Annotated in this window: 24 protein-coding genes; 10 read left to right on the top strand and 14 right to left on the bottom strand. The window is 64.7% G+C overall.

What is annotated here, in order from left to right; all coding sequences use genetic code 11:
* Nucleotides 1-99 precede the first annotated feature (99 nt).
* From LB555_RS28135 to LB555_RS28120, 4 genes are all read right to left on the bottom strand, one after another.
* Nucleotides 100-345: a MoaD/ThiS family protein gene (locus tag LB555_RS28135; RefSeq protein WP_224684277.1), complete on the bottom strand. Its 246-nt coding sequence runs from the start codon at nt 343-345 to the stop codon at nt 100-102.
* A 165-nt stretch (nt 346-510) separates the two neighbouring features.
* On the bottom strand, nt 511-2775 hold the full coding sequence (locus tag LB555_RS28130) for a xanthine dehydrogenase family protein molybdopterin-binding subunit (RefSeq protein WP_224684276.1): 2265 nt from the start codon (nt 2773-2775) through the stop codon (nt 511-513).
* A gap of 1 nt (nt 2776) precedes the next feature.
* A complete protein-coding gene (locus LB555_RS28125; RefSeq protein ID WP_015316741.1) occupies nt 2777-3253 on the bottom strand; it encodes a (2Fe-2S)-binding protein in 477 nt (158 codons plus the stop codon).
* The gene (locus LB555_RS28120) at nt 3253-4113 is read right to left on the bottom strand and encodes an FAD binding domain-containing protein (protein ID WP_224684275.1); all 861 of its coding nucleotides are present in this window, start codon (nt 4111-4113) and stop codon (nt 3253-3255) included. Before LB555_RS28120 ends, LB555_RS28125 begins: the two co-directional genes overlap by 1 nt.
* Before the next feature lie 215 nt (nt 4114-4328).
* On the opposite strand from LB555_RS28120, the gene LB555_RS28115 reads away from it, so the two are divergent.
* The 3 genes from LB555_RS28115 to LB555_RS28105 all read left to right on the top strand — a co-directional run bounded on the left by LB555_RS28115 (nt 4329) and on the right by LB555_RS28105 (nt 6779).
* Nucleotides 4329-4784 carry a hypothetical protein gene (locus LB555_RS28115; protein ID WP_224684274.1) on the top strand — a complete coding sequence of 152 codons (456 nt, stop codon included), beginning with the start codon at nt 4329-4331 and terminating at the stop codon, nt 4782-4784.
* Between the two features lie 98 nt (nt 4785-4882).
* A complete protein-coding gene (locus LB555_RS28110) occupies nt 4883-6031 on the top strand; it encodes an amidohydrolase (protein WP_015316738.1) in 1149 nt (382 codons plus the stop codon).
* A 127-nt stretch (nt 6032-6158) separates the two neighbouring features.
* Nucleotides 6159-6779 carry an FMN-binding negative transcriptional regulator gene (locus LB555_RS28105; protein WP_224684273.1) on the top strand — a complete coding sequence of 207 codons (621 nt, stop codon included), beginning with the start codon at nt 6159-6161 and terminating at the stop codon, nt 6777-6779.
* A 12-nt stretch (nt 6780-6791) separates the two neighbouring features.
* Here the strand turns inward: LB555_RS28105 and LB555_RS28100 are convergent, their stop codons facing one another.
* The gene (locus tag LB555_RS28100) at nt 6792-7688 is read right to left on the bottom strand and encodes a sigma-70 family RNA polymerase sigma factor (RefSeq protein ID WP_224684272.1); all 897 of its coding nucleotides are present in this window, start codon (nt 7686-7688) and stop codon (nt 6792-6794) included.
* Complete coding sequence (locus LB555_RS28095; RefSeq protein ID WP_224684271.1) at nt 7685-8443, bottom strand: SDR family NAD(P)-dependent oxidoreductase; 759 nt, start codon at nt 8441-8443, stop codon at nt 7685-7687. Before LB555_RS28095 ends, LB555_RS28100 begins: the two co-directional genes overlap by 4 nt.
* Nucleotides 8444-8687: 244 nt before the next feature.
* On the opposite strand from LB555_RS28095, the gene LB555_RS28090 reads away from it, so the two are divergent.
* On the top strand, nt 8688-9710 hold the full coding sequence (locus LB555_RS28090; RefSeq protein ID WP_224684270.1) for an aminopeptidase: 1023 nt from the start codon (nt 8688-8690) through the stop codon (nt 9708-9710).
* A gap of 60 nt (nt 9711-9770) precedes the next feature.
* On the opposite strand, the gene LB555_RS28085 is transcribed toward LB555_RS28090, so the two are convergent.
* Together LB555_RS28085 and LB555_RS28080 are read right to left on the bottom strand one after the other, a co-directional pair.
* Complete coding sequence (locus LB555_RS28085; RefSeq protein WP_224684269.1) at nt 9771-10301, bottom strand: GNAT family N-acetyltransferase; 531 nt, start codon at nt 10299-10301, stop codon at nt 9771-9773.
* A 407-nt stretch (nt 10302-10708) separates the two neighbouring features.
* Nucleotides 10709-11767 (bottom strand): alpha-hydroxy acid oxidase, encoded by a 1059-nt coding sequence (locus LB555_RS28080; protein ID WP_140665969.1) that lies wholly within the window; start codon nt 11765-11767, stop codon nt 10709-10711.
* Nucleotides 11768-12664: 897 nt separating this feature from the next.
* Between LB555_RS28080 and LB555_RS28075 the strand changes: the two genes are divergently transcribed.
* Together LB555_RS28075 and LB555_RS28070 are read left to right on the top strand one after the other, a co-directional pair.
* Entirely contained in the window at nt 12665-14779 is a 2115-nt protein-coding gene (locus LB555_RS28075; protein ID WP_224684268.1) for an alpha/beta fold hydrolase, read from the top strand.
* A 435-nt stretch (nt 14780-15214) separates the two neighbouring features.
* Nucleotides 15215-16441: an alpha-D-ribose 1-methylphosphonate 5-triphosphate diphosphatase gene (locus LB555_RS28070; RefSeq protein ID WP_224684308.1), complete on the top strand. Its 1227-nt coding sequence runs from the start codon at nt 15215-15217 to the stop codon at nt 16439-16441.
* Between the two features lie 65 nt (nt 16442-16506).
* Here LB555_RS28070 and LB555_RS28065 read toward each other — a convergent pair whose 3' ends face one another.
* Nucleotides 16507-16707 (bottom strand): hypothetical protein, encoded by a 201-nt coding sequence (locus tag LB555_RS28065; protein ID WP_224684267.1) that lies wholly within the window; start codon nt 16705-16707, stop codon nt 16507-16509.
* Between the two features lie 95 nt (nt 16708-16802).
* A complete protein-coding gene (locus LB555_RS28060; protein ID WP_224684266.1) occupies nt 16803-17015 on the bottom strand; it encodes a hypothetical protein in 213 nt (70 codons plus the stop codon).
* Between the two features lie 157 nt (nt 17016-17172).
* Here LB555_RS28060 and LB555_RS28055 point away from each other — a divergent pair, with 157 nt between their 5' ends.
* Together LB555_RS28055 and LB555_RS28050 are read left to right on the top strand one after the other, a co-directional pair.
* Nucleotides 17173-19200, top strand: coding sequence for an amidase (locus LB555_RS28055; protein WP_224684265.1), 2028 nt, complete (start codon nt 17173-17175; stop codon nt 19198-19200).
* Nucleotides 19201-19258: 58 nt separating this feature from the next.
* The gene (locus tag LB555_RS28050) at nt 19259-19678 is read left to right on the top strand and encodes a VOC family protein (RefSeq protein WP_224684264.1); all 420 of its coding nucleotides are present in this window, start codon (nt 19259-19261) and stop codon (nt 19676-19678) included.
* 1 nt (nt 19679) lies between these two features.
* On the opposite strand, the gene LB555_RS28045 is transcribed toward LB555_RS28050, so the two are convergent.
* Both LB555_RS28045 and LB555_RS28040 read right to left on the bottom strand, forming a co-directional pair.
* The gene (locus LB555_RS28045; protein WP_224684263.1) at nt 19680-20327 is read right to left on the bottom strand and encodes a ThuA domain-containing protein; all 648 of its coding nucleotides are present in this window, start codon (nt 20325-20327) and stop codon (nt 19680-19682) included.
* A gap of 49 nt (nt 20328-20376) precedes the next feature.
* Nucleotides 20377-21399, bottom strand: coding sequence for an LLM class flavin-dependent oxidoreductase (locus LB555_RS28040; RefSeq protein ID WP_140713849.1), 1023 nt, complete (start codon nt 21397-21399; stop codon nt 20377-20379).
* 105 nt (nt 21400-21504) lie between these two features.
* Here LB555_RS28040 and LB555_RS28035 point away from each other — a divergent pair, with 105 nt between their 5' ends.
* Complete coding sequence (locus tag LB555_RS28035; protein WP_224684262.1) at nt 21505-22587, top strand: CaiB/BaiF CoA transferase family protein; 1083 nt, start codon at nt 21505-21507, stop codon at nt 22585-22587.
* 10 nt (nt 22588-22597) lie between these two features.
* Nucleotides 22598-23098 (top strand): peptide deformylase, encoded by a 501-nt coding sequence (locus tag LB555_RS28030; RefSeq protein WP_140665939.1) that lies wholly within the window; start codon nt 22598-22600, stop codon nt 23096-23098.
* 105 nt (nt 23099-23203) lie between these two features.
* Here the strand turns inward: LB555_RS28030 and LB555_RS28025 are convergent, their stop codons facing one another.
* Both LB555_RS28025 and LB555_RS28020 read right to left on the bottom strand, forming a co-directional pair.
* Entirely contained in the window at nt 23204-23479 is a 276-nt protein-coding gene (locus LB555_RS28025; protein ID WP_140793215.1) for a hypothetical protein, read from the bottom strand.
* Between the two features lie 150 nt (nt 23480-23629).
* Nucleotides 23630-25126, bottom strand: coding sequence for an aldehyde dehydrogenase family protein (locus tag LB555_RS28020; RefSeq protein ID WP_224684261.1), 1497 nt, complete (start codon nt 25124-25126; stop codon nt 23630-23632).
* Between the last annotated feature and the right edge of the window lie 140 nt (nt 25127-25266).

Below are 25266 nucleotides of genomic sequence, written 5' to 3'. Positions count from 1 at the left end.
CGTTTTCCGAAGTTGCAACACCTGCTAGGTGTCTGTCCGCTCCGCGCCCCACCAAGGCGTTCGAGAGCTTCGTGTTAATGGTGCCGAGGCATCTCCCCCTCACCCCCCAGCCAGCCGCGGCAGCAAAAATATCTCCGCTCCCGCCGGCAATTCCTTCCCCCACGTATCCCTATAAATCACCCCATCAATCGCCACCGCGATCCCCTTCTCGATCCATGGCTCCAGGCCGGGATACTGTTCAGCCAGTTTCCTGAACAGCTCCCTGATGTCCTTGGCCTCGACCTCGACCTTGCTCTGGCCCCCGGCAAGCTGGCTGAGCGCGCCCCAGAGCGTGACTTCGACCATCGCTTAAGGTGTGCCGATATTCAGGTGAGGCCGGCCTGCAAATGGCAGGTTCCTGCGCTTCCGGTGCTCACGTACTTCAAGTACGCTCCGCTCCGGTTCTCGGAACCCGCCACTTTCGGCTCGACCTGACCTGAATCTCAACACACCTTATCCCTAGCTTTCGCCTTACCCTTCCCGCTCGGCCTCGATCGCCGCGAGAATCCGTGGCGGCGACATCGGGATGTGGGTCATGCGCACGCCGGCCGCGTTCGACACCGCGTTGGCGATCGCCGCCAGCGGCGGCACGATCGAGGTTTCGCCGACGCCGCGCACGCCATAGGGGTGATTGGGGTTGGGAATTTCCAGGATCTGCGTGTCGATCATCGGCAGGTCGGAGCACACCGGGATGCGGTAGTCGAGGAAACCGGCGTTCTGCAGCCTTCCGTCCTTGCCGTAAATATACTCCTCGTTGAGCGCCCAGCCGATGCCTTGCGCCGCACCGCCCTGGTACTGGCCCTCGACATAGGTCGGGTGCACCGCCTTGCCGGCATCCTGCACCACCGTGTAGCGGATCACCTTGGTCGAACCCGTCTCGGGGTCGACCTCGACGTCGCATATATGGGTGGCGAAGGAGACGCCGGCGCCGTCGGCGACGAGCTCGCTATGGCCGGCGATCGGCCCGCCCGTGGTGCCCGATTTGGCCGCGATCTCCTTCAGCGACAGCTTGCCGAGATTGCCGTGCTTCTCGCCCTTGGCGACCGCGTGGCCCTGTTCCCAGATCACGTCGTCGACGGAGATGTCCCACATCTGCGCGGCGCGCTCGCGCAGGATTTTTATCGCGTTGCGTGCGGCCGAGATGGTCGCCATCGAGGACGAGAAGGTGCCGCGGCTGCCGTCGGTCATGTCGTTGTAACCGAGGGACGAGGTGTCGGCGACCACCGCCTTGAGCTGGGAATAGTCGATGCCGAGCTCCTCCGCCGCGACCAGCGACAGCGACGCGCGCGAACCGCCGACATCGACGGTGCCGACGGCCAGCGACACCGAGCCGTCCATGCCGATGTTCAAGTCCACGCAGGTCTGGCCGCCGAAATTGAACCAGAAGCCGCAGGCCATGCCCCTCCCCTGGTTCTCCTTCAGCGGCGCCTTCATGTGCGCATGGCTCTTCACCGCTTCCAGCGTCGGGCCGATGCCGATCGGGCCGTAGACCGGGCCGTAGGACGACCGCGTGCCTTCCTGGGCGGCGTTCCTGATGCGGAACTCGACCGGATCCATGCCGAGCTCCTTGGCGAGCTCGTCGACGGCACTTTCCACCGCGAAGGCCGCCATCGGCGCCGAGGGCGCGCGATAGGCGGCGGTCTTCGGCCGGTTGACCAGCACTTCGAAGCCCACCGTCTTCACGTTGTCGAGACGATAGCAGGCGAACGCCGTCATGGCGCCGATCTCGGCCCAGGAGCCGGCATAGGGGCCGGCGCTGTAGCGCAGCGTCGCTTCCGCCGCCGTGATGGTGCCGTCCTTGCGGGCGCCGATCTTGACATCGATCGAGGTGGCGCTGGTCGGACCCGAGGCGCGGAACACCTCGTCGCGGGTCATCACCAGCTTCACCGGGCGTCCGGCCTTGCGCGACAGGGCGAGCGCCACCGGCTCGGCCCAGACATGGGTCTTGCCGCCGAAACCGCCGCCGATCTCCGACGAGGTGACGCGCAGCTTCGAGGCTTCCATGCCGAGCAACTGGGCGCAGTGCTGGCGATAGACGAAATGGCCCTGCGTGCAGACCCAGAGATCCGCCGTGCCGTCGGAACTGACATTGGCCACGCAGGCATGCGGCTCGATGTAGCCCTGGTGCGTCTGCTCGGTCTTGAACGAGCGCTCGACGATGAAGTCGGCAGCCCCGAAACCCTGATGGACGTCGCCATGGCCGAATTGCGAGCGCTTGGTGACGTTGGAGGGCTTGACCGGCTTTTCCTCCAGCCCTTCGGTGAAGATCGTGTCGTTGATCAGCGGCGCGTGGTGCGCCATCGCCTCGTCGACGTCGGTGACATGCGGCAGCACCTCGTAGTCGACCTCGATCAGCTTCAGCGCTTGCCGCGCGGTGCGCGCATCGATCGCGGCGACGGCGGCCACCGCATGGCCGTCATAGAGCGCCTTGGTGCGCGCCATGCAATTGTCGAGGATGTCGTACATGGCGGCATCGCCATCGGTGAGGTCGGGCAGGTCGGCGGCGGTGATCACCGCCTTGACGCCGGGAAGCGCTTCCGCCTTCGAAGTGTCGATCTTGCGGATCTTGGCATGCGCGTGCGGGCTGCGCAGCACGCGGCCGACCAACTGGCCGGCCATGTTGAAGTCGGCGCCGTAGCGGGCGCGGCCGGTCACCTTGTCGACACCGTCGGGGCGGATCGGGCGCGTGCCGACGGATGCGAATTTACGCCCCGAAAAACGCGGATCGAAATTCATCTCAGGCTCCCTTCATAACGATGGCCGCGTCCTGGACGGCGCGCACGATCTTGTCGTAGCCGGTGCAGCGGCAGAGATTGCCGGCCAGGCCGAAGCGGATTTCCTCCTCGGTCGGGTCGGGGTTCTTGGCTAAGAGGTCCTTGGCCGCGATCAGGAAACCTGGCGTGCAGATGCCGCATTGCAATGCGGCGTGCTCCAGGAATTTCTGCTGCAGCGGGTGCAACCGGTCGCCATGCGCCATGCCCTCGACGGTCTCGATGCGGCGGCCTTCCGCTTCCGCGCCGAGCACCAGGCAGGAACAGACCAGCCGGTCGTCGACGATGACGCTGCAGGCGCCGCAATCGCCCGTGCCGCAGCCTTCCTTGGCGCCGGTCAGTCCCAGCCGGTCACGCAGCACGTCGAGCAGCGTCTCGTCGGGCTGGCAGAGATATTCGACATTGTCGCCGTTGATCGTGGTTGAAACCGCTACGCCAGCCATCATTTGCCTCCTGCACGTGCATAGGCGGTCTGTGCGGCCCGCCTGGCCAGCACGCCCGCAACCTTGCGCCTGAATTCGATTGTGCCTCTTTTATCGTCGATCGGCCGGCAGGCGCCGGCGCAGACCTTGGCCAGCCGCTCCAGCGCTGCTTCGTCGAGCTTGCGGCCGATCAGGGCCTCGGCCGCTTCTTCCACCAAAAGCACGGTCGGCGCGGCGGCGCCGATCGCCACGCGGGCCGCCGTCACGACGCCAGCACCGTCCAGCGTCAGGTTGACGCCGGCGCTGACCACGGCGATGTCCATCTCCGTGCGCGGAATGAACCTGAGATACGCATCGGCCGAACGCGGCGCGGGCTTGCCGAGCAGGATCGCCTCGATGATCTCGCCCTTGGCGAGCGCTGTCCGGCCCGGCGCGGTCGGCACCGTCTCGACGGCAATGGTGCGCTTGCCCGACGGGCCGACGACCACGGCCTTGGCGCCCGCAGCCACCAGCGCCGGAACGCTGTCGGCCGCCGGCGAGGCGTTGCACAGATTGCCGACAATGGTGCAGCGTCCCTGCACCTGCTTCGAGCCGATCAGCTTGGCCGCTTCGACCACGCCAGGCCAGGCCTTCTTCAAGCCGGCGTTCTCGCCCAGCACGGCGCAAGGCACGGCGGCGCCGATGCTGAAGCCGTCGGCGGTTTCCCTGATGTCGCGCAAGCCGGCGATCGACTTGATGTCGACGATCAGTTCGGGTTCGACAAAGCCGCCCTTCATCCTCACCAGGAGGTCACTGCCACCGGCAAGGATGGCGGCGGGGCCGGCCGATCCGGCCAGTTGGCCGACGGCGTCTTCGATTGAAAGCGGACGTATGTAGCGCATCGTCTCCCCTTGGTATCGCGATTTTCAGCGACCGTTATAAACAATCGTCTCATAATGACCATCCGTTTCCCGAGCCGAGGCGATTGGGCCAGGTGCGGCAAAATGCAGTCCACTCGACCTGGAACATGGCCGGGAAGCGTCAGCCAGTGGGGCCAATTGGGGCTTGACCGCCCCGCCCCGTGCGTCAATCCTTCCCGGCCAAGGGAGGAGTTTCCATGCGACGTCTGTTGGCTGTGCTTTGCGCCGTGATGCTGGCCGCGCCGGCTGGCGCCGCGACGCTCTATTACGGCGCCCGGGTTGGAATGGAGCTTACCATCGTCAAAAAGTCGGGCCTCGGCTCCACGCACGCCAGCATCCTGGCCAGGCACGACAGGCGGAAGGCCCGCCTCTACTGCCGCGAATATGGCCATGATTTCACCGAGGAGTGCATTGATGCGGAAATGAAGGCGCCCCTGCATTTCGAAATCACCGCCAACTGCAAGACCGGCGAATTCACCACCTTCTATGGCGCCGCCATGCTGTTCCAGGGCCGCAACAAGGGCACGGATGTGACGACCGATTACCGGATCACCGCCGTCGACGAGAAAGTGGTGCTGGATGGCTCCGGCGCCTCGGGCTACGACTATACGCTGGACCAGTTCAAGGCGCTCTGCCCCAACCGCGTGAAGTAGACCGGTCGCGAGGCCTGGCCCGCCAAAGCCCGGGACTTGGACTGTGGCAAGCACGGCCGTTTATCGTTAGCAGAGGACCGCAGTGGAGGCGAAAGACCATGACCCTGACCAATCGCGACATTGTCGAACTGACCGAATGGCGGCGCAAGCTGCACCGGCAGCCGGAAATCTCGAACGAAGAGGAGAAGACGGCGAAAGAGGTCGTCTCCTTCCTCGCCGACACCGGGCCGGACAAGGTGCTGACCGGCCTCGGCGGCAACGGCGTCGCGGCCATCTACGACAGCGGCAAAAACGGACCAACCGTCCTGTTTCGGTCCGAACTCGACGCGCTGCCCATCGAGGAACTGTCCGGCGTGCCGCATGCATCGCAAATTCCTGGCAAGTCGCATATGTGCGGCCATGACGGGCACACCGCCATCCTGGCCGCCCTTGGCCGCCAGTTCGGCCGCGAACGTCCCGCCAGCGGCCGCGTCGTGCTGATGTTCCAGCCCGCCGAGGAAACCGGCAATGGCGCGGCCGGCGTCGTCGCCGATCCGCGCTTTGGCGAGATCGCGCCGGATTTCGCCTTCTCGCTGCACAATCTGCCTGGCGTGCCGTTCGGCGAGGTCAGGCTCAAGCCCGGCGTGGTCAATTGCGCCTCGCGCGGCATGCGCATCGTGCTGGAGGGCAAGACCGCGCATTCCTCCATGCCCGAGACCGGAACCTCGCCCATGCCGGCGATCTCGGAGCTGATGCCGGCCCTGCCCGCGCTCGGCCGCGCGACTTTCGCCGACGATGATTTCTCCATGGTCACCGTCACCCATGCGCGGATGGGGGAAGCCGTGTTCGGCATCGCGCCCGCCCACGCCGAGGTCTGGGCGACGCTGCGCACCCGCCGCGACGAGCGCATGGCGGACCTCTGCGCCGCCGCCGAAACCCTGGTCAAGGAGATTGCCGGCCGCCACGGCCTCTCCGCCAGCTGGGATTATCACGAGATCTTCGTCGCCAGCGTCAACGCACCGGATGCGGTCGAGCACCTGCGGCGCGCCCTCGATGAAGAGAGCGTCGCGCATGGCGAGGAAGCCTTGCCGATGCGCGCCTCGGAGGATTTCGGCCTGTTCGGCCACAGCGCCAGGTCGGCGATGTTCTTCCTCGGTGCCGGCGAGCGGCACCCTGCCCTGCACAATCCCGACTATGACTTTCCCGACGACCTGATCCCGATCGGCTCGAAGATCTTCATGAGGACCGCGCGCAACCTTCTCGGCTGATCTCAGCGGCACGCCGGCCAGCTCCGCCGCAAAGCTCTGTCAACTGGCCACCTGGATGCCTCGAACTGGATATTCCCAACGGGCCGGATTGTGTGGCATCTGTGAGGGCAATGCGAGGAGTTCGAAAATGTACACGCCGCCCGCCTTCCGCGACGACGACAAGGACAGCCTGATGGCCACGATCCGCGCCGCGCGGCTGGCCAATCTCGTCACCGCCACGGCGGACGGGCCGCTCGCCACCCCCCTGCCGCTTTTTCTCGATGAGACCGAGGGCGAGCACGGCGTCATCCATGGCCATCTGGCCAGGGCCAACCCGCAGTGGCGCGTTCCCGCGATCAGCGACGGGCTCGCCATCTTCATGGGCCCGGACGCCTATGTGACGCCGGCTTGGTACGCCACCAAGCAGGAAACCGGCAAGGTCGTGCCGACCTGGAACTACGCGGCGGTCCACGCCTACGGTCCGGTCGAGTTCTTCGAGGATGCCGACAGGCTGCTGGAAGTCGTCACCCGGCTGACCAACCTGCATGAAGGCGCGCGCGCCGCGCCCTGGGCCGTGTCGGACGCGCCGCCCGACTTCATCCAGTCGCAGCTTCGCGGCATTGTCGGCCTGCGCATGCCGGTCGTCAGGCTCGAAGGCAAGCGCAAGATGAGCCAGAACCGCAACGCCGCCGACCGCGCCGGCGTGGCCTCCGGGCTGGCCGCGAGCGAGCGCCCGACCGACCGCGAGGTCTCCGCCCTCATCCCGTGAAGGCACGGCGCCTCACCTTGCCAGCACCAGTTCCGCGTCGTCGAGAACGTACCGGACATAACGGTAGTCGCGAATGAAGCTGATCCGGCCGTCGCGCCATTCCAGCCACATGAAATGACTGGGTTTCGCGTCGGCCCGGTCTTCGAACACCGCGATCACCTCGCGGCCCTCGACCCATGCCGGCCTGAGCCACAGGCCGTCGCTCCTGGCGTAGATGGTGAAGAACATGCCGACGTCGGCGGCCCCCGCGCGCGGCTTGTGCGTGGACTGATGGAGCCTCACATCGTCGGCCAGCAGCGCGCGCAAACCGTCCCAGTCGCGTCGGTTGAACAGATTGACGTAGCGCAGGATGGCCGCCGATGCGATGCGCGCGTCGGGAAGCGGATTGGCCTCGGCGTTGATCCGCCGAAGCCGGGCGCGGCCGCGCGCCAGATGCGCCTTCACCGCATCGACCGTGATGCCGAGCAGGGCGGCGATGTCGGCCAGCGGCTCGTCGAGCACATCCCTGAGGATGACCACGCTGCGTTGCGTCACCGGAAGCTCGGCGAAGCGCGACACGGCGGTTTGCACGGCTTGCCTGCGCATCAGCACCTCCACCGGGTCGGCTTCGTCGGCTATGTCGAGCGCCGCCTCGATCGGCTCCGCGGCGCGGATCGCGCGGCTACGCAACAGGTCAAGCGCGCGGTTGTGGGCGATCCGGAACAGCCAGGGTCTGAGCCGAGGCGCCTCACACAACTCCTCCAGGGCAACGACGGCGCGCGCGAACGTGTCCTGCACGACATCCTCGCCGTCGATGACCGAGCCCATCAGGCGCGAACAATAGCGGTGCAGCTCCGGCCGCAAGGCGGTGGCAAGGGCAAGCAGCCCTTCCTGCCGGTCGCGCTCCACCGCTGGCTTCGCGTCGCTCAAGGACCGGCGCCCTCCATGATCGTCACCCCGGCGTCGCCGCTGAGGCCAAAGACGACGCCCTCGCCATATTGCGGGTCTTCCAGCAGCGAGACCACCCTGTCGCCGAAAGCCCGGGGCGGCATCGGCGCGCCGAAGCGGGTGACGAATTGTTCCGGCGTGATGCCCATCGAGCCGGCATAGGCGCCGGCGGCCGCATCGCCGATCCCGGTGTCGAGGATCATCTGCCGCGGCACGATCGCCTGGAAGCGTATGCCGAGGCCTTTCTCCTGCGCTACGCCATTGGCGTATTTGGCCATGAACCAGAGCATCCGCTTGGCGCCGCCATAACCGCCCGACATCTGCGACCCGGTCACGGCCGCACCGCTCGACCCGACCAGCACCCGGCTGCCCGGCCCGAGCGGCAGGTTCAGCGCCGCCTGCAGCCAGTAGAGCCCGGCCCTGACATCGGTTTCCCAGGCGATGGAGAAATCCTCCCACTTCAACTGGTCCAGCCGCCCCATCCGGGGCGTGGCGCCGGCGTTGAGCACCAGTATGTCAGGGCGGACCTCGCCAAGAATGCGATAGGCGGCGTCCTCGTCCGTGACATCGGCGGCGATGGTGGCGACCCCAAGCCGGGCACCGACCGCCTGCAGCGCCTCGGCGCCCCGCGCGACCACGGTCACGCCGGCACCTTGCTCGACAAGCGCTTCGACCAATCCGAGGCCAAGCCCACGGCTGCCGCCGGTGACCACGATTTTCTTATCCCTGAGGCTCATTTGACCCTGCTCCAGTGTTTCACTGTAGCTAAGACGTTTGAGGATCCGGAAAAGAGTCAGCCGTGGGGGAGATTTGTCGTCAGCCAGAAGCCGGGTCGACAGTCCGCGCCGCTGCTCGCTATGGATCTTGACGAAAATTGGTGCGCCGGTTTGGACATTGGGGCGCAACATGTGCTCCATGGGCAGGTGACGAAGCGGTGGGGAAGAAGTGAAGCGCGTTTTTCGATTGTTTGCGGCGGCCGTCATGGCGTCCGCGCTGAGCGGCTGCACCAGCGTTTCCTACTACGCGCAATCGCTGGAGGGCCATGTCCGGATCATGGCCGCGCGCCAGGACGTTGGAAAACTGATCGAGGCCCCTTCGACGCCGGAGGCATTGCGCGCCAAGCTGACGTCGGCGAGCGCCATAAGGCGGTTCGCGACGGATGAGCTGGCACTGCCCGACAACAGCAGCTATCGCAGCTATGTCGACATCCACCGGGACGCCGTGACCTGGGCCGTTTTTGCCGCCCCGCAATTCTCGCTCACGCCCAAGACATGGTGCTTTCCGGTTTTCGGCTGCGTTCCCTACCGGGGATACTTCGATCGGAAATCCGCGACCGAAAGCGCCATGGCACTTCATGGAAAGGGGCTGGACGTCTATGTCACCGGCATCACCGCCTATTCCACGCTGGGCTGGTCCAGCGACCCGCTGCTCTCGACCATGCTGCGTCAGGACGACACCTATCTGGCGAGCCTTGTCTTTCATGAACTGGCGCATCAGCGCCTCTATGTGAACGGCGATTCCGCATTCAATGAGGCTTTCGCGGTCGCCGTCGAAACCACCGGCACGAGAAAATGGCTCCGCGCCGCCGGCGATCGCGCCGGCTTGCGCCGCTACGAGGCCGATCGCAAGCGCAGCGCCGATTTTCTCGCACTGGTGTCGAAAACCCGCGACGAGTTGCGGCAGGTCTATGAAAGCTCCCGGCCCCCCGACGGGATGGCGGCGGCCAAGGCAGCCACGCTCGACAGGTTGCGGACGCGCTACCGGCAAATGCGCGACGGAAGCTGGCACGGATACCGGGGATACGATGCCTGGTTCAACGCGCCGATCAACAACGCAAAGCTCGCCGCGACGTCTGTCTATGGCGAACAGGTTCCTGCGTTTATTCGCTTGTTCGATTTATGCTCCGGCGATTATCCAAGGTTCTACGCATCCGTTCGACGGATCGCTGATCTGCCGCAATTGTCCCGTGCCGAAGCGCTCAAGGCGGCGACCACGTGCGATTGACTTGCAGAGCACGGTGGCCTTTGGCGTGCTCCGATGACTCTAAGCCTGGTTCGCCAAGACCTACGGTCCTATGTGCGCGTCGAGCACGAAACGCTCGCATTGCTCGCCGTCGGACTCGTCGATGAAGCTGTCGACATGTGTGAAGCCGAGCTTCGCCAGGATCCGCAGCGACGCGACATTGCGCGCCGCCGCCTCGGCCGTCACCTGTTCGAGCGCCAGGCTCTCGAAGGCGTAGCGAACCACTTCGCGTGCCGCCTCGGAGCCCAGCCCCTGCCCCCAATGCGCACGCCCCAGCACAAATCCCAATGCGGCCGACCTGGCATCGTCCGCGCCGAAGGACAGGGTTATCGTCCCGATCGCGTCCGCCACGCCTGTCTGGTCTATCGACCATTTGATCGCCCGGCCGTCGGCGAACTGCTGACGCGCAAGGGCGAGCCATCGCGCGCCCGCGCTGATGTCGTCGGCAACGGGATCGCCGGCAAGGGAGGCGGATTCGACATCGCTCGCGCGCGCGAACCACGCCGGGATATCCCGCTCGCCCGGCGTCCGAAGCACGAGCCTTGGTGTGGTGAGCCTGGGAACTGCTTTCATGGAGAGCATTTTCGCCCCGGGGTAGCGCCAATGCAACGGCGCTGAGAGCCGCGGCGGCTGACCGCCAGGACAGATTCGACCGCAAGCTACGCCCCAACCGCCTTCAGCCCCAGCGCCATGCACTTCAATCACTCCGGGGCCACCCGGCTACCGCCGGCCAGCGAGTGGCGTGAGATTTGGTGATGGCACCAGCCCACCACAGGGTGGGACTATGACAACGCGCGTTGGCGATTCGCCATGAACATAAACGGCTGTTGTGGGGCCGACAGCAGACCATCGGCTTCTCTGTCCAAATTCTCAGAATCGGCGACAATGCGACAATATAGTGGGCGCTCGGCTGGACAAAAAGCGGGACGGAGTAAAGCGTAGATCTGCAATACTGAACATGCCGAGGAATAGTTGGGGCTTCACCAGATTGCCGACCGGTCGATCTCGTCGATGCGCGCCCGGCCGGTTAGCGCCATTGCCGCCTCGAAGTCTCTGCGGAGCAGGTGGACACAATAGGCTACGCCGTCGGCACCATCCGTTGCAAGTGCGTAGACATAGGGGCGACCAATCATGACGGCGCTTGCCCCTAGGGCAATCGCCTTCAAAACGTCTGTGCCACGCCTCACGCCGCCGTCGAGGATGATGGGAATCCGCCCGGCTACCCGCTCCGAGATGGCGGGCAGGGCGTCGATGGTCGCTGGCAGGGTGTCGAGGTTGCGCGAACCGTGGTTCGAGACGACGATGGCATCGGCACCGGTTCTGATTGCCTGCTCGGCATCGTCAGGATCGAGAATGCCCTTCAGGATAAGCGGTAGGGTTGTCAGCGAACGCAGCCAGGCAATATCCGCCCAGGTCGGCATCGCCCGCCGCTGCGCAGTGCCAACTTTGAGCACGCCGGTGTTACGGTCCTTGAAGTATGGCGTTGCGAGGCTGTCGGGAATTTTGAATCCTGCCCGGAACTGCCTGTGGCGATCGCCTGGCGTTGGCAAGTCGACAGTCACGCTGATTGCCTTCGCGCCCAGTGCCGCCATGCGCGATACGAGTTCGCCATTGAAACCGCGATCGCTTTGCCAATAGAGCAGGAACCAGACTGGAGACTGGCTCACCGCCACGCAATCCTCGATCGCCGCCGTCGCCGTGGTACCCAGAGTGAACACCGCTTCCGCCACTCCGGCGCCGCGCGCCGCTGCCACCTCGCCTTCCGGATGCACCAGCCGCTGATATGCTATTGGGGCCAGGATGATCGGATGCGGCAGACTTTGTCCGAAGAGCGTGATCCCGGTATCAAGTCTTGTCACATCGCGTAGCACGCGCGGCCTTAATCTGATGCGGTCGAATGCGGCTTCATTGTCACGCTTGGTGATTTCGTCGCCAGCACCCCCAGCAATGAACTCGTAAACTGCGTGCGGCAATACCTCTCGTGCCGCCGGTTCAAGATCCGCTAGGCAGAGAAACCGGGTCTCGATGTCGAGCGGCATGGCCCACTCCGGTCAACGTGTCAAAAAAGTCGGCTAAGTCCAAAGACAACATTCGCGCATTTGGCCGCTGGCCGCAAGACGGCGGCACAGCGCGCAGGGCAACGAACGTCGATGACCGGGCGGCGGAAACGCGGCCAGAGGCAGACCAGGAGCTTTGAGGCTTGGATCTTCAAAAATGACTTTCAGGGCTTGTCGCTCGCATCGACTTGATCGGCCCCGAAATTGCCGACCAACCGAGCCTGCCTGCTCCCGGTTGTGGGAGAAGGGGTCATGGCGGGGTTCGGCCCTGTGGGTCGGAAGGTCAGTCCGTGGATAGGGCAGTATGTCACCGGTCTCGGGTGCCGCGCACGATGGGCCCAGAGCCTTGCTGAATCCCGAGTGGGCCCTCGACATTCTCAAGTCAATGTCGTCGACCAACTCAAGCATTCTTCGCAGGGTCCCCGCTACGCTGCAACGGGCGCAATCGCTGGAGGAAAGCGCGTCCGACACGCGCGATCGTTACGCATGCGCGGCCCATGACGGCTGAGAGATCAAGCCGGCGAACCACTGATCCGCGGTGGGCCTTTTGCCTTTCGAGATAGTTGGCAAGCGCAATGTCGTGACACAGTGGTGCAACCGCGCCGCGCCACGCCGGATTGTGCCAAGACTCTTCATGCAAGGGATCGTCATGCCAGATGGGCCAGTCGATCGAGCTTGGGCGTTGCACGGCGTCCTCCTGAGACACGCGGAGTGAGAAACAAGGGGCTCAGTGCGGCAATCTCCTCGACAGCCGTGAGAAACGCGCAGCAACCAGCGTGATGGAATCGTGAAAAGCGCGATTTTGGCAGAATCACGGTTGAAATAGGGACGGCGACACGAAAGGATCGCCGGTGCGTGGTGGCTGTTGTGGCGGATCCGATGACCGGGCCTCATCTCTATCTACTGGGTGGTTTCGACTTTGCCGGCGTTGGGGCTGCGGTCCCCGCCTTCAGCCGCAAGGCGCGGGCGATGATGGCTTACCTCGCGCTGCAATCGGGACATGCGCAATCGCGCGAAAAGCTCGCCGCCCTTTTGTGGGGTGGCAACAGCGAGACCCAGGCGCGGATGAACCTGCGACAAGCGGTTTCGGTTGTCGGCAAGGCTATGCAAGCTTCTGGCAGCGCTCGCTTCCTCAGGGATAGCGACAATGTCGCCCTTCATCTCGATGGCCTTGATTTCGATGTCGCGCGGTTCGAGGCGCTGGCGGCCAGCTCGGAGCCTGATAACCTCGAACAGGCGCTTGTCGTCTATCGCGGCGACCTGCTTGACGGTTTCGGCCTGAAGCAGGAGCCTTTCGAGGACTGGCTGCGGATCGAGCGCGAGCGTCTGAGGGCAACGGCTGTCGCGGCGCTGGACAGGCTGGTCGCGCATTATAGTGCAACCAAGGATCCGGCCTCCTGCGTCCGCGCTGCTACGCGCCTGCTCGCCATGGAGCCGTTGCGGGAGGACATCCACCGCGCCCTGATGCACGTCTATGCGGCGCAGGGCCGGATCAATCTGGCGCTCAAGCAATATGACAATTGCCGCGATGCGCTGCAGCGGGAGCTGAGGCTGCAGCCCGAGCCGGAGACAAGACATTTGCACGATACGCTGCGGGCCCGCCGCACGACATCGCCGCGTCCGGCCTCGGCCTCCGAGCCGCCGCGCGCCGAGGCGGGCGGCGAACCCCTGCGCCCCTACACCCACTATGTCAAATCCTCCGGGGTCAGCATCGCCTATCAGGTGACCGGCGACGGGCCGATCGACCTGATCTATGTGCCTGGATGGGTCTCCAATCTCGACCTTGCCTGGGCCTCGCCACGGCTTTCGCATGTGTTCCAGCGGCTCGGCAGCTTCTGCCGCTTGATCCGCATGGACAAGCACGGCACAGGGCTATCCGACCGCAATGTCGGTTTGCCGACCATGGAAGAGCGGATGGAGGACATGCGAGCCGTGCTGGATGCGGTCGGCTCGAAGCGCACGGTTGTGTTCGGCGGTTCCGAGGGCGGCCCCATGTGCATGCTATTCGCGGCGACCTACCCCGAGCGCACGGCGGCACTTGTGCTCAACGGAACCTATGCCAGGGGCAGATGGTCGAAGGATTACCCTTGGGCAAGGACGGCCGAGCAGGTGGAAGAAGACCTGGCCACCATTGAGAGACAGTGGGGAGAGCCGGCGGACATGGGCAATGCGGCCCCCAGCCTGATGAACGACACGTTCGAAAGAGAATGGTTCGCCGCTTACCTCAGGAATTCAGCCTCGCCCGCAGACGCGATCTCGCTCTGGCGCTGGGGAACCGAAATCGATGTTCGCGACATCCTGCCTGTCATTCATGTTCCGACACTGATCGTTCAGACGTCGGGCGACCGCTGGGTCAAACGGGAAGAAGGACGCTACCTCGCAACGCATATCGAAGGCGCCAGATATGTCGAGCTCACCGGCCGGGATCACGTGATCTGGGGCGAGAATTCCGATCGCCTCGTCGACGAGATCGAGGTTTTCGTCACCAACGCTCTCCAGGCGACACCGGGCGAACGGCTCCTGGTGTCGGTGCTGTCGCTGGAGATAAGCGACCCGCATTCTGACTCCGGCGCAGATCTGATTGAGCGACACGCAGACGAGATCAGAAGCCAATTACTTCTCGCCGAAGGCAGGCAGATCAGGCGCTCGCCAAGCCGAATGCTCGCGGTGTTCCAACGACCGACGCGGTCGATCCAGTGCGCGATCGCGATCCGCCATCGCCTGAGACAATCCGGTCTGGATGTCCGCTCCGCGGTCCACACCGGCGAATGCGAGGAGCGCGGCGATGACTTCACCGGCATCGCGATCGAGCTGTCATCGCGATTGCTCGACCATGCCCGGCCGGGCGAGATCATCGCGTCGCGGACGGTGCGCGATCTCGTGGTTGGCTCCGGCCTGACATTCGAAGATTATGGCGAGATGGAAGCGAGCGGGATGCCCGGCGTGCTCGCGTTCTTTTCCGTCAGTGGGGCGCCGTCCGGCGCTGGCGGGTGACCAGCCACGGATAGCCATTTCGGCCACGCGTTTGCACTTTGTGGTGGCTCAAAGCACGATGGGCACGGTGAGGAGTCTTGGCGCGGCCGCGACCTCCGCAGTCCTCCTTGCAATGTCTGCTATCAGGACTTGGCGAAGACAATTTATACGTCCGAAATGCGGCGCATTCCTGACGTAGGTAGCCAACGTGCGTCTCGTATCACATCTTGCGATTGCCCACCCGGTGGCAGCACGGCGGCCCAACCCGCCTGTCCTACACAAAGCTGTCACCAACTGAGCTTATCCGATCCTCGGGAATGAACCATCCACATGACACGCCTTGAAACCGCCGGCCGGAGGGCGATCGGGACATGTGGAATGCTGTTTTCGGAGACGACCATGCTTGAACGGACGGACAGGGCCGCACCCCATCGGGATCAGCCGAAGAAACACGATCTGTGGTTGAGCGAATTCGAGATTGTGCTGCGCGACCGTGTCATTGCCAATGGCGCGGTCAGGATCGAAGACGGCCGGATCGCGGAGATCCGCGACCGGCCTGTCGAGAATGCCGACTTCGTCGGCGGCGGCCGCCTGCTGTTGCCTGGTTTCATCGACATGCACGGCGACATGGTGGAACGGGAAGTGGAGCCGCGCAGCGGGGTCCACGTGCCGATGGAGATCGGCATCGCCGAGCTCGACAAGCGGCTGGCCTCCTGCGGCGTGACCACAGCCTATGCCGCGCTCTCCTTCATCGGCAACAGCGCCACGGCCGCCTTGTTGCGCTCGGAAGAACACACATCGTCCATCATCGAGACCATCACCGGGCTGAAAGACCACCTTCTGGTCGATCACCGCATCCATGCCCGCTTCGAGGTGACGTTCAGCGCGGCTGTCGGCGTGCTGGAAAGATTGATGGATGCCGGCAAGCTGCATTTGGTTTCGCTAATGGATCACACGCCCGGCCAGGGACAGTACCGCGACGTCGAACTGTATATCGCCCGCCTGGCCAAGGAGCGCGGCATGTCGATAGCCGACGTATCCGAGGTCGTCGGCAAGCGCATGGCCGATCGAAACGGGCATGGCGGTGTGCTCGGCACGCTGCAGAGCCTGTCGGCGTTTGCCCGCGCGCGCGGCATCGTGCTCGCCTCGCACGATGACGACACGCTGGAAAAGGTGGAATTCGTCCACGGCCTGGGAACCGTGCTCAGCGAATTCCCGGTGACGCTGGAGGCGGCGCGGGAAGCCCGCCGGCTGGGCATGTATACGGCCATGGGCGCGCCCAATGCGCTGCGCGGAGAATCCTATTCCGGCAATCTTTCCGCTCGCCAGGCCTATGAGGCCGGGTTGCTCGACATGCTGGCCAGCGACTATCACCCGGCCTCGATCCTGCCGGCCGTCCTCGGCCTGGCGAAACTGAGCGACGGTGGCCTGGCGAAGGCGGCGGCGCTGACGAGCGCCAATCCGGCCGCCGCACTCGGGCTCACCGATCGCGGCGCCATCGAAGCTGGGCTGCTGGCCGATCTCGTCGTGGCCGACCGCCAGCCGGTCCCACGTGTGCGAGCCACCTTCCGCGCCGGCCGCATGATCTACGGCGACGGCACGCTTGAACCGGCGCGGAACAGGGCGATCGAGGGAGGCCGCGACCGGCCGCTGCCAGCCGACCGAGGGCAATCCCAGGACTAGACACCTAGGCAACTAGGGCTTAGCGGTTCTCTGGGGAAAAGCGCGTGGCGCTTCCCCAGTAGTTGCTAAAGATCGAGCGCCACCATCATCCCGCGCACCTCCGCCATTTCCAGCAGCAGATCCTGCAGGTTTTCGGTGGTCAGCGGCGCACCCGATATCGCCGGCAGTTCGGCGATACTCTCCCTCATCGAAATCACGGGAGCCCCGGTTTTTTCCGAAAGCAGCCGCGCGATGGCCGCGCGGACAAGCGCAATCTGGTCAGGCATGATTCCCCTTTCATGCTACGATAACGCACCATTTTCTTCATGCTGTATGCCTTGCCGCAACTTATGCGAGCGTTCATTCACGCTTGCAAGTCGTCTCATTGATGTTCGTATGATCGACAGCCGCCCAACGGGGAGAGCGACGGCATCCCGCCGTCGGCGTCTTCCATGGCGCGGAGCAGGGCAAGCGGCACTTCGTGCCGGCAGAGCCCGATCAAAATCCTGCCTTGCACCGTCACCGGCAATTCGGTGTATCTGTCGAAAATGGAATAGGTGCCTGTCGGCTCATTCAAAATCTCGAAACGGTCCATGCAAACCTCAACCTTCCCCGGAACGCAGTAACGCACGCGTCCATCGGAGGTTGCCTAAAAAATCGATTTTTTCGGGGAGGCGCGAAAGAGTTCCAATTGGCTCTTGCCGAAGCCGGCGGCCTCGCTCATCCATGGCGTACAGACACTGGGGCCAATGATGACCGAGACCAGCCTTCACCTCGTCGAAGCGTCGATCGACCAATTGCGCCAAGCGCTCGACAACGGCGCCATCACCAGCGTCGAACTGGTCGCGGCCTATGTCAGGCGGATCGCGTATTTCGACCGGCACGGCATCGCGCTGAACGCCGTGCCGGTGCTCAACCCTGAAATGTTCGAGGATGCCGCCGCTTCCGACGAGCGGCGCCGGCAAGGAAAGACGCTTGGCCCGCTCGACGGCATCCCCTACACCGCCAAGGACAGCTACAAGGTCAAAGGCCTGACGGTGGCTGCCGGCTCGCCCGCCTTCGAGCATCTCGTCGCCAATGAGGACGCCTTCACCATCGCCCGGCTGCGCGCCGGCGGCGCGGTGCTGATCGGCCTCACCAACATGCCGCCCATGGCCAATGGCGGCATGCAGCGCGGCGTCTATGGCCGCGCTGAAAGCCCCTACAATGGTGACTATCTGACCGCCGCCTTCGCGTCGGGCTCCTCCAACGGCTCGGGCACCGCGACGGCGGCCAGCTTCTGCGCCTTCGGGCTCGGCGAAGAGACGTGGTCGTCCGGCCGTGCGCCGGCCACCAACAACGCGCTGGTCGCCTACACGCCCTCGCGCGGCGTCATTTCGGTGCGCGGCAACTGGCCCTTGGTGCCGACCATGGATGTCGTGGTGCCGCACACGCGCAGCGTGCCCGACATGCTGGAACTGCTTGACGTCATCGTCGCCGACGATCCGGAAACGCGAGGCGATTTCTGGCGCGCCCAGCCTTGGGTGGCGCTGCCGAAAAGCTCCGGGATGCGGCCACGACGTTATACCGACCTGACGCTTGCGGGTTCGCTGAAGGGCAAGCGGCTCGGCGTACCCAGAATGTATATCGGCCGCGACGCAGAAATAGATCGCCCAATCGAAACCCGCGCCTCGGTACTTGATCTCTGGGAACAGGCGGCCGCGGATCTGCGGCGGCTCGGCGCCGAAGTGGTCGAGGTCGACTTTCCCGTCGTGTCCAACTATGAGCGCGACCGCCCAGGCGCGCGGACCATGGTCGAGCGTGGGCTGGTGCCCGGGGACTTCGCCGACCGCGAAATCTGGGATCTCTGCATCTGGGGCTGGGACGATTTCCTGCGGGCCAACGCCGACCCTGCTCTGCCCGATCTCGCCTCGGTCGACGGCCCAAAAATCTTCCCGCAGCCACCGGGCACGCTGCCCGACCGCTATGAAGGCGGCTTCGATCTGGCGCAGTATGTCGAGCGGGCAAAGCTCGGCGTCGCGCCCTTGACCCACATTCCCACGATCGCAGATGGCATCAAGGGACTCGAAGCAACAAGACGCATCGACTTCGAGGACTGGCTGGACGCACAAGGCCTCGATGCCGTGGTCCTGCCGGCCGCCGCCGATGTCGGCCCGGCCGACGCCGACGTCAACGAGGCGTCAGCCGATCTGGCCTGGCGCAACGGCACCTGGGTCGCCAACGGCAATCTGGTCTGGCGCCATTTCGGCATCCCGACCGTCACCGTGCCGATGGGCACAATGGCCGATATCGGCATGCCGGTCGGCCTGACCTTCGCCGGCAAGGCCTATGACGACCAAAGGCTGCTTTGCATGGCCGGCGACTTCGAACGTTCCACGCAGCGCCGCACCCAGCCGCCGCGCACGCCTGAATTGCCTGATGATGTCTTTTCGCGCCAGCGTACTCAAGCCGGCAATGGCAAGGCGCCGATAGTGGAAATCGCGCTAACAGCTGAAACGCGCGCGTCCGGTGATCACGACGAGATCACGGTCACAATCGACCTGGCTGTCGAGGCAAGCGAAGCGGAGCACGCCAGCCTCAACGTGCATGTCAACGGCCAGGCGATTGACATGCACCAAGCCGGCACGCGGCTCAGCGGGCGGGCGCTCGTCCCTGCCGTCGAGCATCGGCGCTTTCACAGCGTCTGGCGCGGCTCATACGGTTCGATCGTCACGGCGGTGGTGCGGCTACAGGATGGACGCAGCGCCGGCGCCTATGTGGTCACCGGCGGAATCGAGTGATGATGCGCCGCACGAGCCGCCTTACCATGCACAACGGGCCAAACCACGGAACCCAGCCATGATCAAAGTCAAGCAACTCGCCCATGTCTGCATTTTCGCCAACGACCTGGAAGAAACACGGCGCTTCTACGAAAATGTCCTTGCCATGGACATACAGTTCAATTTCCTGCGCGATGGCACGGTTTTCGGTTTCTACCTCAATTGCGGCGGCCGCAGCCATGTCGAGGTCTTCCAGAAAGAGGGCGCGCGGTTCAGCGAGACGGACCAGATCAACCATTTCTGCCTGGAGGTCGAAGACATCGACGCCGCGATCGCGCACATCGCGTCCATGGGCGTGGACATCACCGCCAAAAAGCACGCCTGCGACGACACGTACCAGGCCTGGCTGCGCGACCCCAACGGGGTGAAGATCGAACTGTTCGAATACACCGGCAAAAGCGCGCAATTCACCGGCGGCGACCGCGTCGCGGACTGGTAGGCTAGTCGCGCGCGGCCCACAGCAAACCGCGCTCCGTGATTAGCGCCATTTCCGGCACCGCGAACTCGTCCGCCGTATGGCCAAGGGAACTGTAAAAAACCTTGCCCGCGCCATAGCGGCGCTTCCAGACGACCGGCATGACGACGCCGCCAATTCCGGGAAAATGCGCGTCGGTAAAGGTGGTGGTCGCCAGCACCTCGTTGCCCGGGTCGACATGCATGTAATATTGCTCCGACCGGTAGGCGAAATCGCTGACGCCTGTCGTGACCGGATCGTCCGGCCGGGTGATGACGACATGGTAGTCGATGATGTTGCCGGGATGCGCGACCCACTGGCCGCCGGTCATGAACTGGTAGTCGGGCTCCGCGCGAAAACTGTCGCCCATCGTGCCGTGAAAGCCGCCGAGCCCGCTCCCCAGGCGAACCGCCTGCGTCAGGTTGTTCAGCTCGGCCTTTTCGATCGTCGACATGGTGATGACAGGCACGATGAGATCGAATGAAGCAAGGTTCGGATCGGCGAACATCGCTGTCCCCTCGCCGAGCGTGACCGCGAAGCCGTTACGCTCCAGCATGTCGCGGATAACGTTGGCGCTGCGCTCTGGCGTGTGGCCTTCCCAGCCTCCCCAGGCAATCAGGGCTTTCCTGGACATGCGGCAACCTCCCTCGATCCATTAGACCGACGACCGCTCCCCGCACGGGTCAGCGCCAGCCGAGCGCCGGCGCGACATGGGTGAGGATCGCCTCGATGACATGGGCGTTGTAGTCGACGCCGAGCTGGTTGGGAACCGTGAGCAAAAGCGTGTCCGCCTCGGCGATCGCTTCGTCCTGCGCCAGCTCCTTGATCAGCACGTCCGGCTCGGCGGCGTAGCTGCGGCCGAAGATCGCCCTGGTATTTTCCTCGATAAAGCCGATCTGGTCGCGGCTCTCATTGCCGCGCCCGAAATAGGCGCGGTCGCGGTCGTCGACCAGCGCGAAGATGCTGCGGCTGACCGAGACGCGCGGTTCGCGTTCATGCCCGGCCGCCTTCCAGGCTTCGCGATAGATGCGGATCTGCTCGGCCTGCTGGACATGGAACGGCTTGCCGCTCTCGTCGAATTTCAGCGTCGAGCTCTGCAAATTCATGCCGAGCTTCGCCGCCCATTCAGAGGTGGCGTTGGTCGCCGCGCCCCACCAGATGCGCTCGCGCAAGCCCTCCGAATGCGGCTCGAGCCTGAGCAAGCCGGGCGGGTTGGGGAACATCGGCCGTGGATTGGGCTGGGCGAAGCCTTCGCCGCGGAGCGTATCGAGGAACACCTCGGCGTGATGCCGCGCCATGTCGGCGTCGCTTTTGCCTTCCTGCGGCACATAGCCGAAATAGCGCCAGCCATCGATCACCTGCTCGGGCGAGCCGCGGCTGATGCCGAGTTGCAGCCGGCCGCCGGCGATGATGTCGGCCGCACCCGCATCCTCGGCCATGTAGAGCGGATTCTCGTAGCGCATGTCGATGACGGCCGTGCCGATCTCGATGCGGCTGGTCTTGGCGCCGACGGCCGCCAGCAGCGGGAATGGCGAGGCGAGCTGGCGGGCGAAGTGATGCACGCGAAAATAGGCTCCGTCGGCGCCGAGCTGCTCGGCGGCGACGGCGAGATCGATCGATTGCAACAGCGCGTCGGATGCCGAACGCACCTGCGATTGCGAAGAGGGCGACCAGTGCCCGAATGACAGGAAACCAATTTTTTTCATGGTCCTGAAGTATATGCGGGCGGCACATGCTTCAATGGCGAAAGAACAGGGTTACACACCGTCGCCCTCCGCAATAGCTTAAACGCGCAACACCAGAGAGGATGGATGCTCAGGGGAATCCGCATCGTCGAGATCGAGGCGCTGGGACCGGCGCCGTTCGCCGGCATGCTTTTCGCCGACCTCGGCGCCGATGTCATCGTCGTTCACCGCAGGGAGCCGTCCGTGCCGGGCGCGCCCCAGCGCTCGCTGCTCGATCGCGGCAAGCGCTCCATCGCGCTCGACCTGAAGAATATGGACGACGTGGCCGTGCTGACGCGCCTCATCGCCACCGCCGACGGGCTGATCGAGGGTTTCCGGCCCGGCGTCATGGAGCGTCTCGGGCTTGGCCCGGAGGCCTGCCTCGCGGCCAATCCGCGCCTGGTCTACGGCCGCATGACCGGCTGGGGCCAGCACGGTCCGCTGGCCGCCACCGCCGGCCACGACATGAACTATATCGGCCTGTCCGGCGCGCTCTGGTACGGCTCCTTGCCGGGAGAGCCGCCCATGGCGCCACCGACGCTCGTCGGCGACGTCGGCGGCGGGGCGCTCTATCTGGTGATCGGCATGCTGGCCGCCATGATGAACGTGCGCGCCGGCGGCCAGGGCATCGTCGTCGACGCGGCGATCGTCGACGGCTCGGCCCATATGATGAACCTGCTGATGTCGCTCGCACAGTCCGGCGCGCTTGCCGCCGACCGCGGCCGCAGCCTTCTCGACGGACCGCATTGGTGCCGCGTCTACCGGACATCGGATGGCGGCTTCATCAGCGTCCAGTGCGTCGAACCTAAATTCTATACGCTCTTCCTCGACAGGCTTGGCTTGACCGCCGATCCGCAATTCGCCAACCAGTTCGATCGCGAACTCTGGCCGCAGCTGGGCGACCGGCTGGCGGCGATCTTCGCCACGCGACCTCGCGACGCATGGGTCAAGTTGTTCGCGGGCTCGGACGCCTGTGTCGGCCCAGTCTTCAGCCCCCATGAAGCGGCCCAGCATCCGCACATGGCCGCACGCGGCACATGGCTGACGGTGGACAGCATCCTGCAGGCGGCGGCCGCGCCGCGCTTTTCCGGATGGGAACAAAAGACACCGGCCAAGAGCCCCATGCGCGGCGAACATGACGCAGAAATCCGCGCAGGCTTGCCGAGTTGAGGCGAGGTCCATGACAGTTCGGTCGATCGTAAAATTCCCCAATCCCCTCCTTCGCGCCGTGGCCGAACCCGTGGAGCTGTTCGACGACGATCTGCAGGCCTTGGCCAGCGACCTCATCGACACCATGCGCGCGGCCCCCGGAATCGGTATCACCGCCCCGCACATCGGCATTCTGAAACGCCTGGTCGTCATCCAGCTCCCTTCCGCGGCAAAACCGGCGATCTATGTAAATCCGGCCGTCGTCCAGGCCTCGACCGAAATGATCCGTCATGAGGAAGGCAGCGTTTCGATGCCCGGTGTCACCGAGGACATCGAACGGCACGCCCGCATCCGCGTTCGCTATCAGGATCTGGATGGCGGTGAGCGATTCGAGGACGCCGAGGGCCTGCTGGCGGTTTGCCATCAGCATGAGATCGATCAGCTCGACGGGCTGTTCTGGACGCACAGGCTGACCCGCCTCAAGCGCGACCGGCTGATCAAGCGCTATGGCAAGCTGATGCGAACCTCGTAGACGCCACGGGGCGGATCGCAATGTTACGCCGGGCGCGTGGCCGCGCCGGCGGACCGTGTCACGTTCGCAACGTGATGGCCTGATCGCGGACGAAACGTCCGCCGGTCATTTTCCGCAGTGGTGATCGTTGATCTTGTTTATCGCAAAACCGTCCGGACCAGTCCGGTGGTAGGAGCAGGCTCCAGCAGCCGTTGTGAACAACTGCTGGTCGTAGTAGCGCGGGCCGCCGAAGAGGAAGTCGATGAGATCGTCATTGGCGGGAACGTAGCGCTCCTGTTCGTCCTGGTGATGACGGTGCTTGGCGCCCGCGAAAGCCAACGAGGACATGTCGAAGCCCATCGCGAGAGCAAGAGCGCAGATCGCCAATCGTTTCGTTGTCATCGCAAACACCCTTCTGTTCGGGATTCGATCATATGTCGAAAATCGCCAGATGACGAAAAGTTCCTGAACAAGGGCCTTGCTCCGGCCGATGCGCGGCAGTCGGCGACGGGCCCGGACCGCGGGCGCCCTCACCTGAACATCGCCACGCCCTCAATCCGTCTGGATCCAGACGGATTTGGTCTCCAGATACTCGTGCAGATGCTCGATGCCGCCCTCGCGGCCATGGCCGGACATCTTCATCCCGCCGAAAGGCACGGCCGGATCGATGGCGTGGTACATGTTGACCCAGACCGAGCCGGCCTTGATGCGGCGGGCTAGCTTGTGCGCGGTGCCGAGGTGGGTGGTGAAGACGCCGGCCGCAAGCCCGTAGGGCGTCGCGTTGGCGCGCGCGACGGCCTCGTCCAGCGTGTCGAACGGCATCGCCGAAATAACGGGTCCGAAAATCTCCTCCCGCGCGATGGTCATGGTGTCCGACACCGCGCCGAAAACGGTCGGCGCGATGAAGTTGCCGCCGTCATAGAGTTCGCCTGTCAGCCGCGCCCCGCCGGCGACCAGTTGAGCGCCTTCGTCGCCGCCGGCCTTGATGTAGCCTTCCACCTTGCCGGCCTGCCTGGCATTGATGAGCGGCCCGATTTCGGTCTCCGCCTCGATGCCGTGGCCGATGCGCAGTTTTCCGGCGAACTCCGCCAGCCGGCGCACGAATTCGTCATGGATCTCGCGCGCCACGAACAGGCGCGAGCCGGCAATGCAGATCTGGCCCGAATGCACGAACACCGCCATCGCCGCGATTGGGACAGCCTTGTCGATGTCGGCGTCGCGGCAGACAATGATCGGTGACTTGCCGCCAAGCTCAAGCGAGACGCGCTTGAGGTTGTTGACAGCAGCCCGCGCGATCGCTTGACCTGTCAGCGTCGAGCCGGTGAAGACGATCTTGTTGACGTCGGGATGTTCGGCGAGCCGCGCGCCCGCTTCGGCCCCGGTACCGGTGACGATGTTGACGACGCCGTCGGGCACGCCGGCTTCCTGCATCAGCCCGGCGATCAGCAGCGGCGTCAGCGATGCCTCCTCGGACGGTTTCAGCACGATGGTACAGCCCGTGGCGAGCGCCGGCGCGATCTTCCAGATCGAGGCCGCGGTCGGCGCGTTCCAGGGAATGATCGCGCCAACGACGCCAACCGGCTCGCGCCTTGTGAAGGTGACGATTTCGCCCGGAATGGAATTGTCGATCGCCTCGCCATGCAGCGCCGTCGCCATGCCTGCATAGAAGCGCAGCATGCCGATGACGCGGCGCCGGTTGGCCAGCGTGCGCGTGATCGGCAGCCCCATGTCGAGCGTGTCGCAAACGCTGAGCTCTTCCCAATGTGTCTCGAACAGGTCGGCGATCCTGAGCAGCACGCATTGCCGCTCATAGGGCGAGAATTTCGACCATGGACCTTCGAAAGCCGCGCGCGCCGCCGCGACCGCTGCATCGACATCGGCGGCTCCGCCACGCGGCACCGTCGCCAGCACCTCGCCGGTCGCCGGATTCAGCGCCTGCATCACCTCGCCGGACTGCGCTGCGACCCACTTGCCGTCGATGAACATCGGCCGGAATTCGCCATGGTAGAGCGACGTGGCCTTCGCCCTCGGGTCGAAATTCACCGTCATCCCTTCCTCCTCGCGAATTTCCGGGCAACTATTACTCCCGGCGGGGGCGACCTCAACAAGGAAAGCTGAAGGGCGTTCGGATAATCGGACCGCCAGCGTCCGCGCCCGTGTTCACCAGAAAGGCGCAACAACAGGTCCTT

The organism is Mesorhizobium sp. BR-1-1-10 (assembly GCF_020165595.1).
GTDB classification, from domain to species: domain Bacteria; phylum Pseudomonadota; class Alphaproteobacteria; order Rhizobiales; family Rhizobiaceae; genus Mesorhizobium; species Mesorhizobium australicum.
The sequence above is the reverse complement of the archived record's forward strand: the minus strand, read 5'-3'. Positions and strand labels throughout refer to the sequence as shown.

What these genes read in the sequence shown, in the direction of transcription:
- LB555_RS28135 (WP_224684277.1), bottom strand. Translation starts at nt 345, where the DNA reads ATGGTCGAAGTCACGCTCTGGGGCGCGCTCAGCCAGCTTGCCGGGGGC.
- LB555_RS28130 (WP_224684276.1), bottom strand. Translation starts at nt 2,775, where the DNA reads ATGAATTTCGATCCGCGTTTTTCGGGGCGTAAATTCGCATCCGTCGGC.
- LB555_RS28125 (WP_015316741.1), bottom strand. Translation starts at nt 3,253, where the DNA reads ATGGCTGGCGTAGCGGTTTCAACCACGATCAACGGCGACAATGTCGAA.
- LB555_RS28120 (WP_224684275.1), bottom strand. Translation starts at nt 4,113, where the DNA reads ATGCGCTACATACGTCCGCTTTCAATCGAAGACGCCGTCGGCCAACTG.
- LB555_RS28115 (WP_224684274.1), top strand. Translation starts at nt 4,329, where the DNA reads ATGCGACGTCTGTTGGCTGTGCTTTGCGCCGTGATGCTGGCCGCGCCG.
- LB555_RS28110 (WP_015316738.1), top strand. Translation starts at nt 4,883, where the DNA reads ATGACCCTGACCAATCGCGACATTGTCGAACTGACCGAATGGCGGCGC.
- LB555_RS28105 (WP_224684273.1), top strand. Translation starts at nt 6,159, where the DNA reads ATGTACACGCCGCCCGCCTTCCGCGACGACGACAAGGACAGCCTGATG.
- LB555_RS28095 (WP_224684271.1), bottom strand. Translation starts at nt 8,443, where the DNA reads ATGAGCCTCAGGGATAAGAAAATCGTGGTCACCGGCGGCAGCCGTGGG.
- LB555_RS28090 (WP_224684270.1), top strand. Translation starts at nt 8,688, where the DNA reads ATGGCGTCCGCGCTGAGCGGCTGCACCAGCGTTTCCTACTACGCGCAA.
- LB555_RS28085 (WP_224684269.1), bottom strand. Translation starts at nt 10,301, where the DNA reads ATGAAAGCAGTTCCCAGGCTCACCACACCAAGGCTCGTGCTTCGGACG.
- LB555_RS28080 (WP_140665969.1), bottom strand. Translation starts at nt 11,767, where the DNA reads ATGCCGCTCGACATCGAGACCCGGTTTCTCTGCCTAGCGGATCTTGAA.
- LB555_RS28075 (WP_224684268.1), top strand. Translation starts at nt 12,665, where the DNA reads ATGACCGGGCCTCATCTCTATCTACTGGGTGGTTTCGACTTTGCCGGC.
- LB555_RS28065 (WP_224684267.1), bottom strand. Translation starts at nt 16,707, where the DNA reads ATGCCTGACCAGATTGCGCTTGTCCGCGCGGCCATCGCGCGGCTGCTT.
- LB555_RS28060 (WP_224684266.1), bottom strand. Translation starts at nt 17,015, where the DNA reads ATGGACCGTTTCGAGATTTTGAATGAGCCGACAGGCACCTATTCCATT.
- LB555_RS28055 (WP_224684265.1), top strand. Translation starts at nt 17,173, where the DNA reads ATGACCGAGACCAGCCTTCACCTCGTCGAAGCGTCGATCGACCAATTG.
- LB555_RS28050 (WP_224684264.1), top strand. Translation starts at nt 19,259, where the DNA reads ATGATCAAAGTCAAGCAACTCGCCCATGTCTGCATTTTCGCCAACGAC.
- LB555_RS28045 (WP_224684263.1), bottom strand. Translation starts at nt 20,327, where the DNA reads ATGTCCAGGAAAGCCCTGATTGCCTGGGGAGGCTGGGAAGGCCACACG.
- LB555_RS28040 (WP_140713849.1), bottom strand. Translation starts at nt 21,399, where the DNA reads ATGAAAAAAATTGGTTTCCTGTCATTCGGGCACTGGTCGCCCTCTTCG.
- LB555_RS28035 (WP_224684262.1), top strand. Translation starts at nt 21,505, where the DNA reads ATGCTCAGGGGAATCCGCATCGTCGAGATCGAGGCGCTGGGACCGGCG.
- LB555_RS28030 (WP_140665939.1), top strand. Translation starts at nt 22,598, where the DNA reads ATGACAGTTCGGTCGATCGTAAAATTCCCCAATCCCCTCCTTCGCGCC.
- LB555_RS28025 (WP_140793215.1), bottom strand. Translation starts at nt 23,479, where the DNA reads ATGACAACGAAACGATTGGCGATCTGCGCTCTTGCTCTCGCGATGGGC.
- LB555_RS28020 (WP_224684261.1), bottom strand. Translation starts at nt 25,126, where the DNA reads ATGACGGTGAATTTCGACCCGAGGGCGAAGGCCACGTCGCTCTACCAT.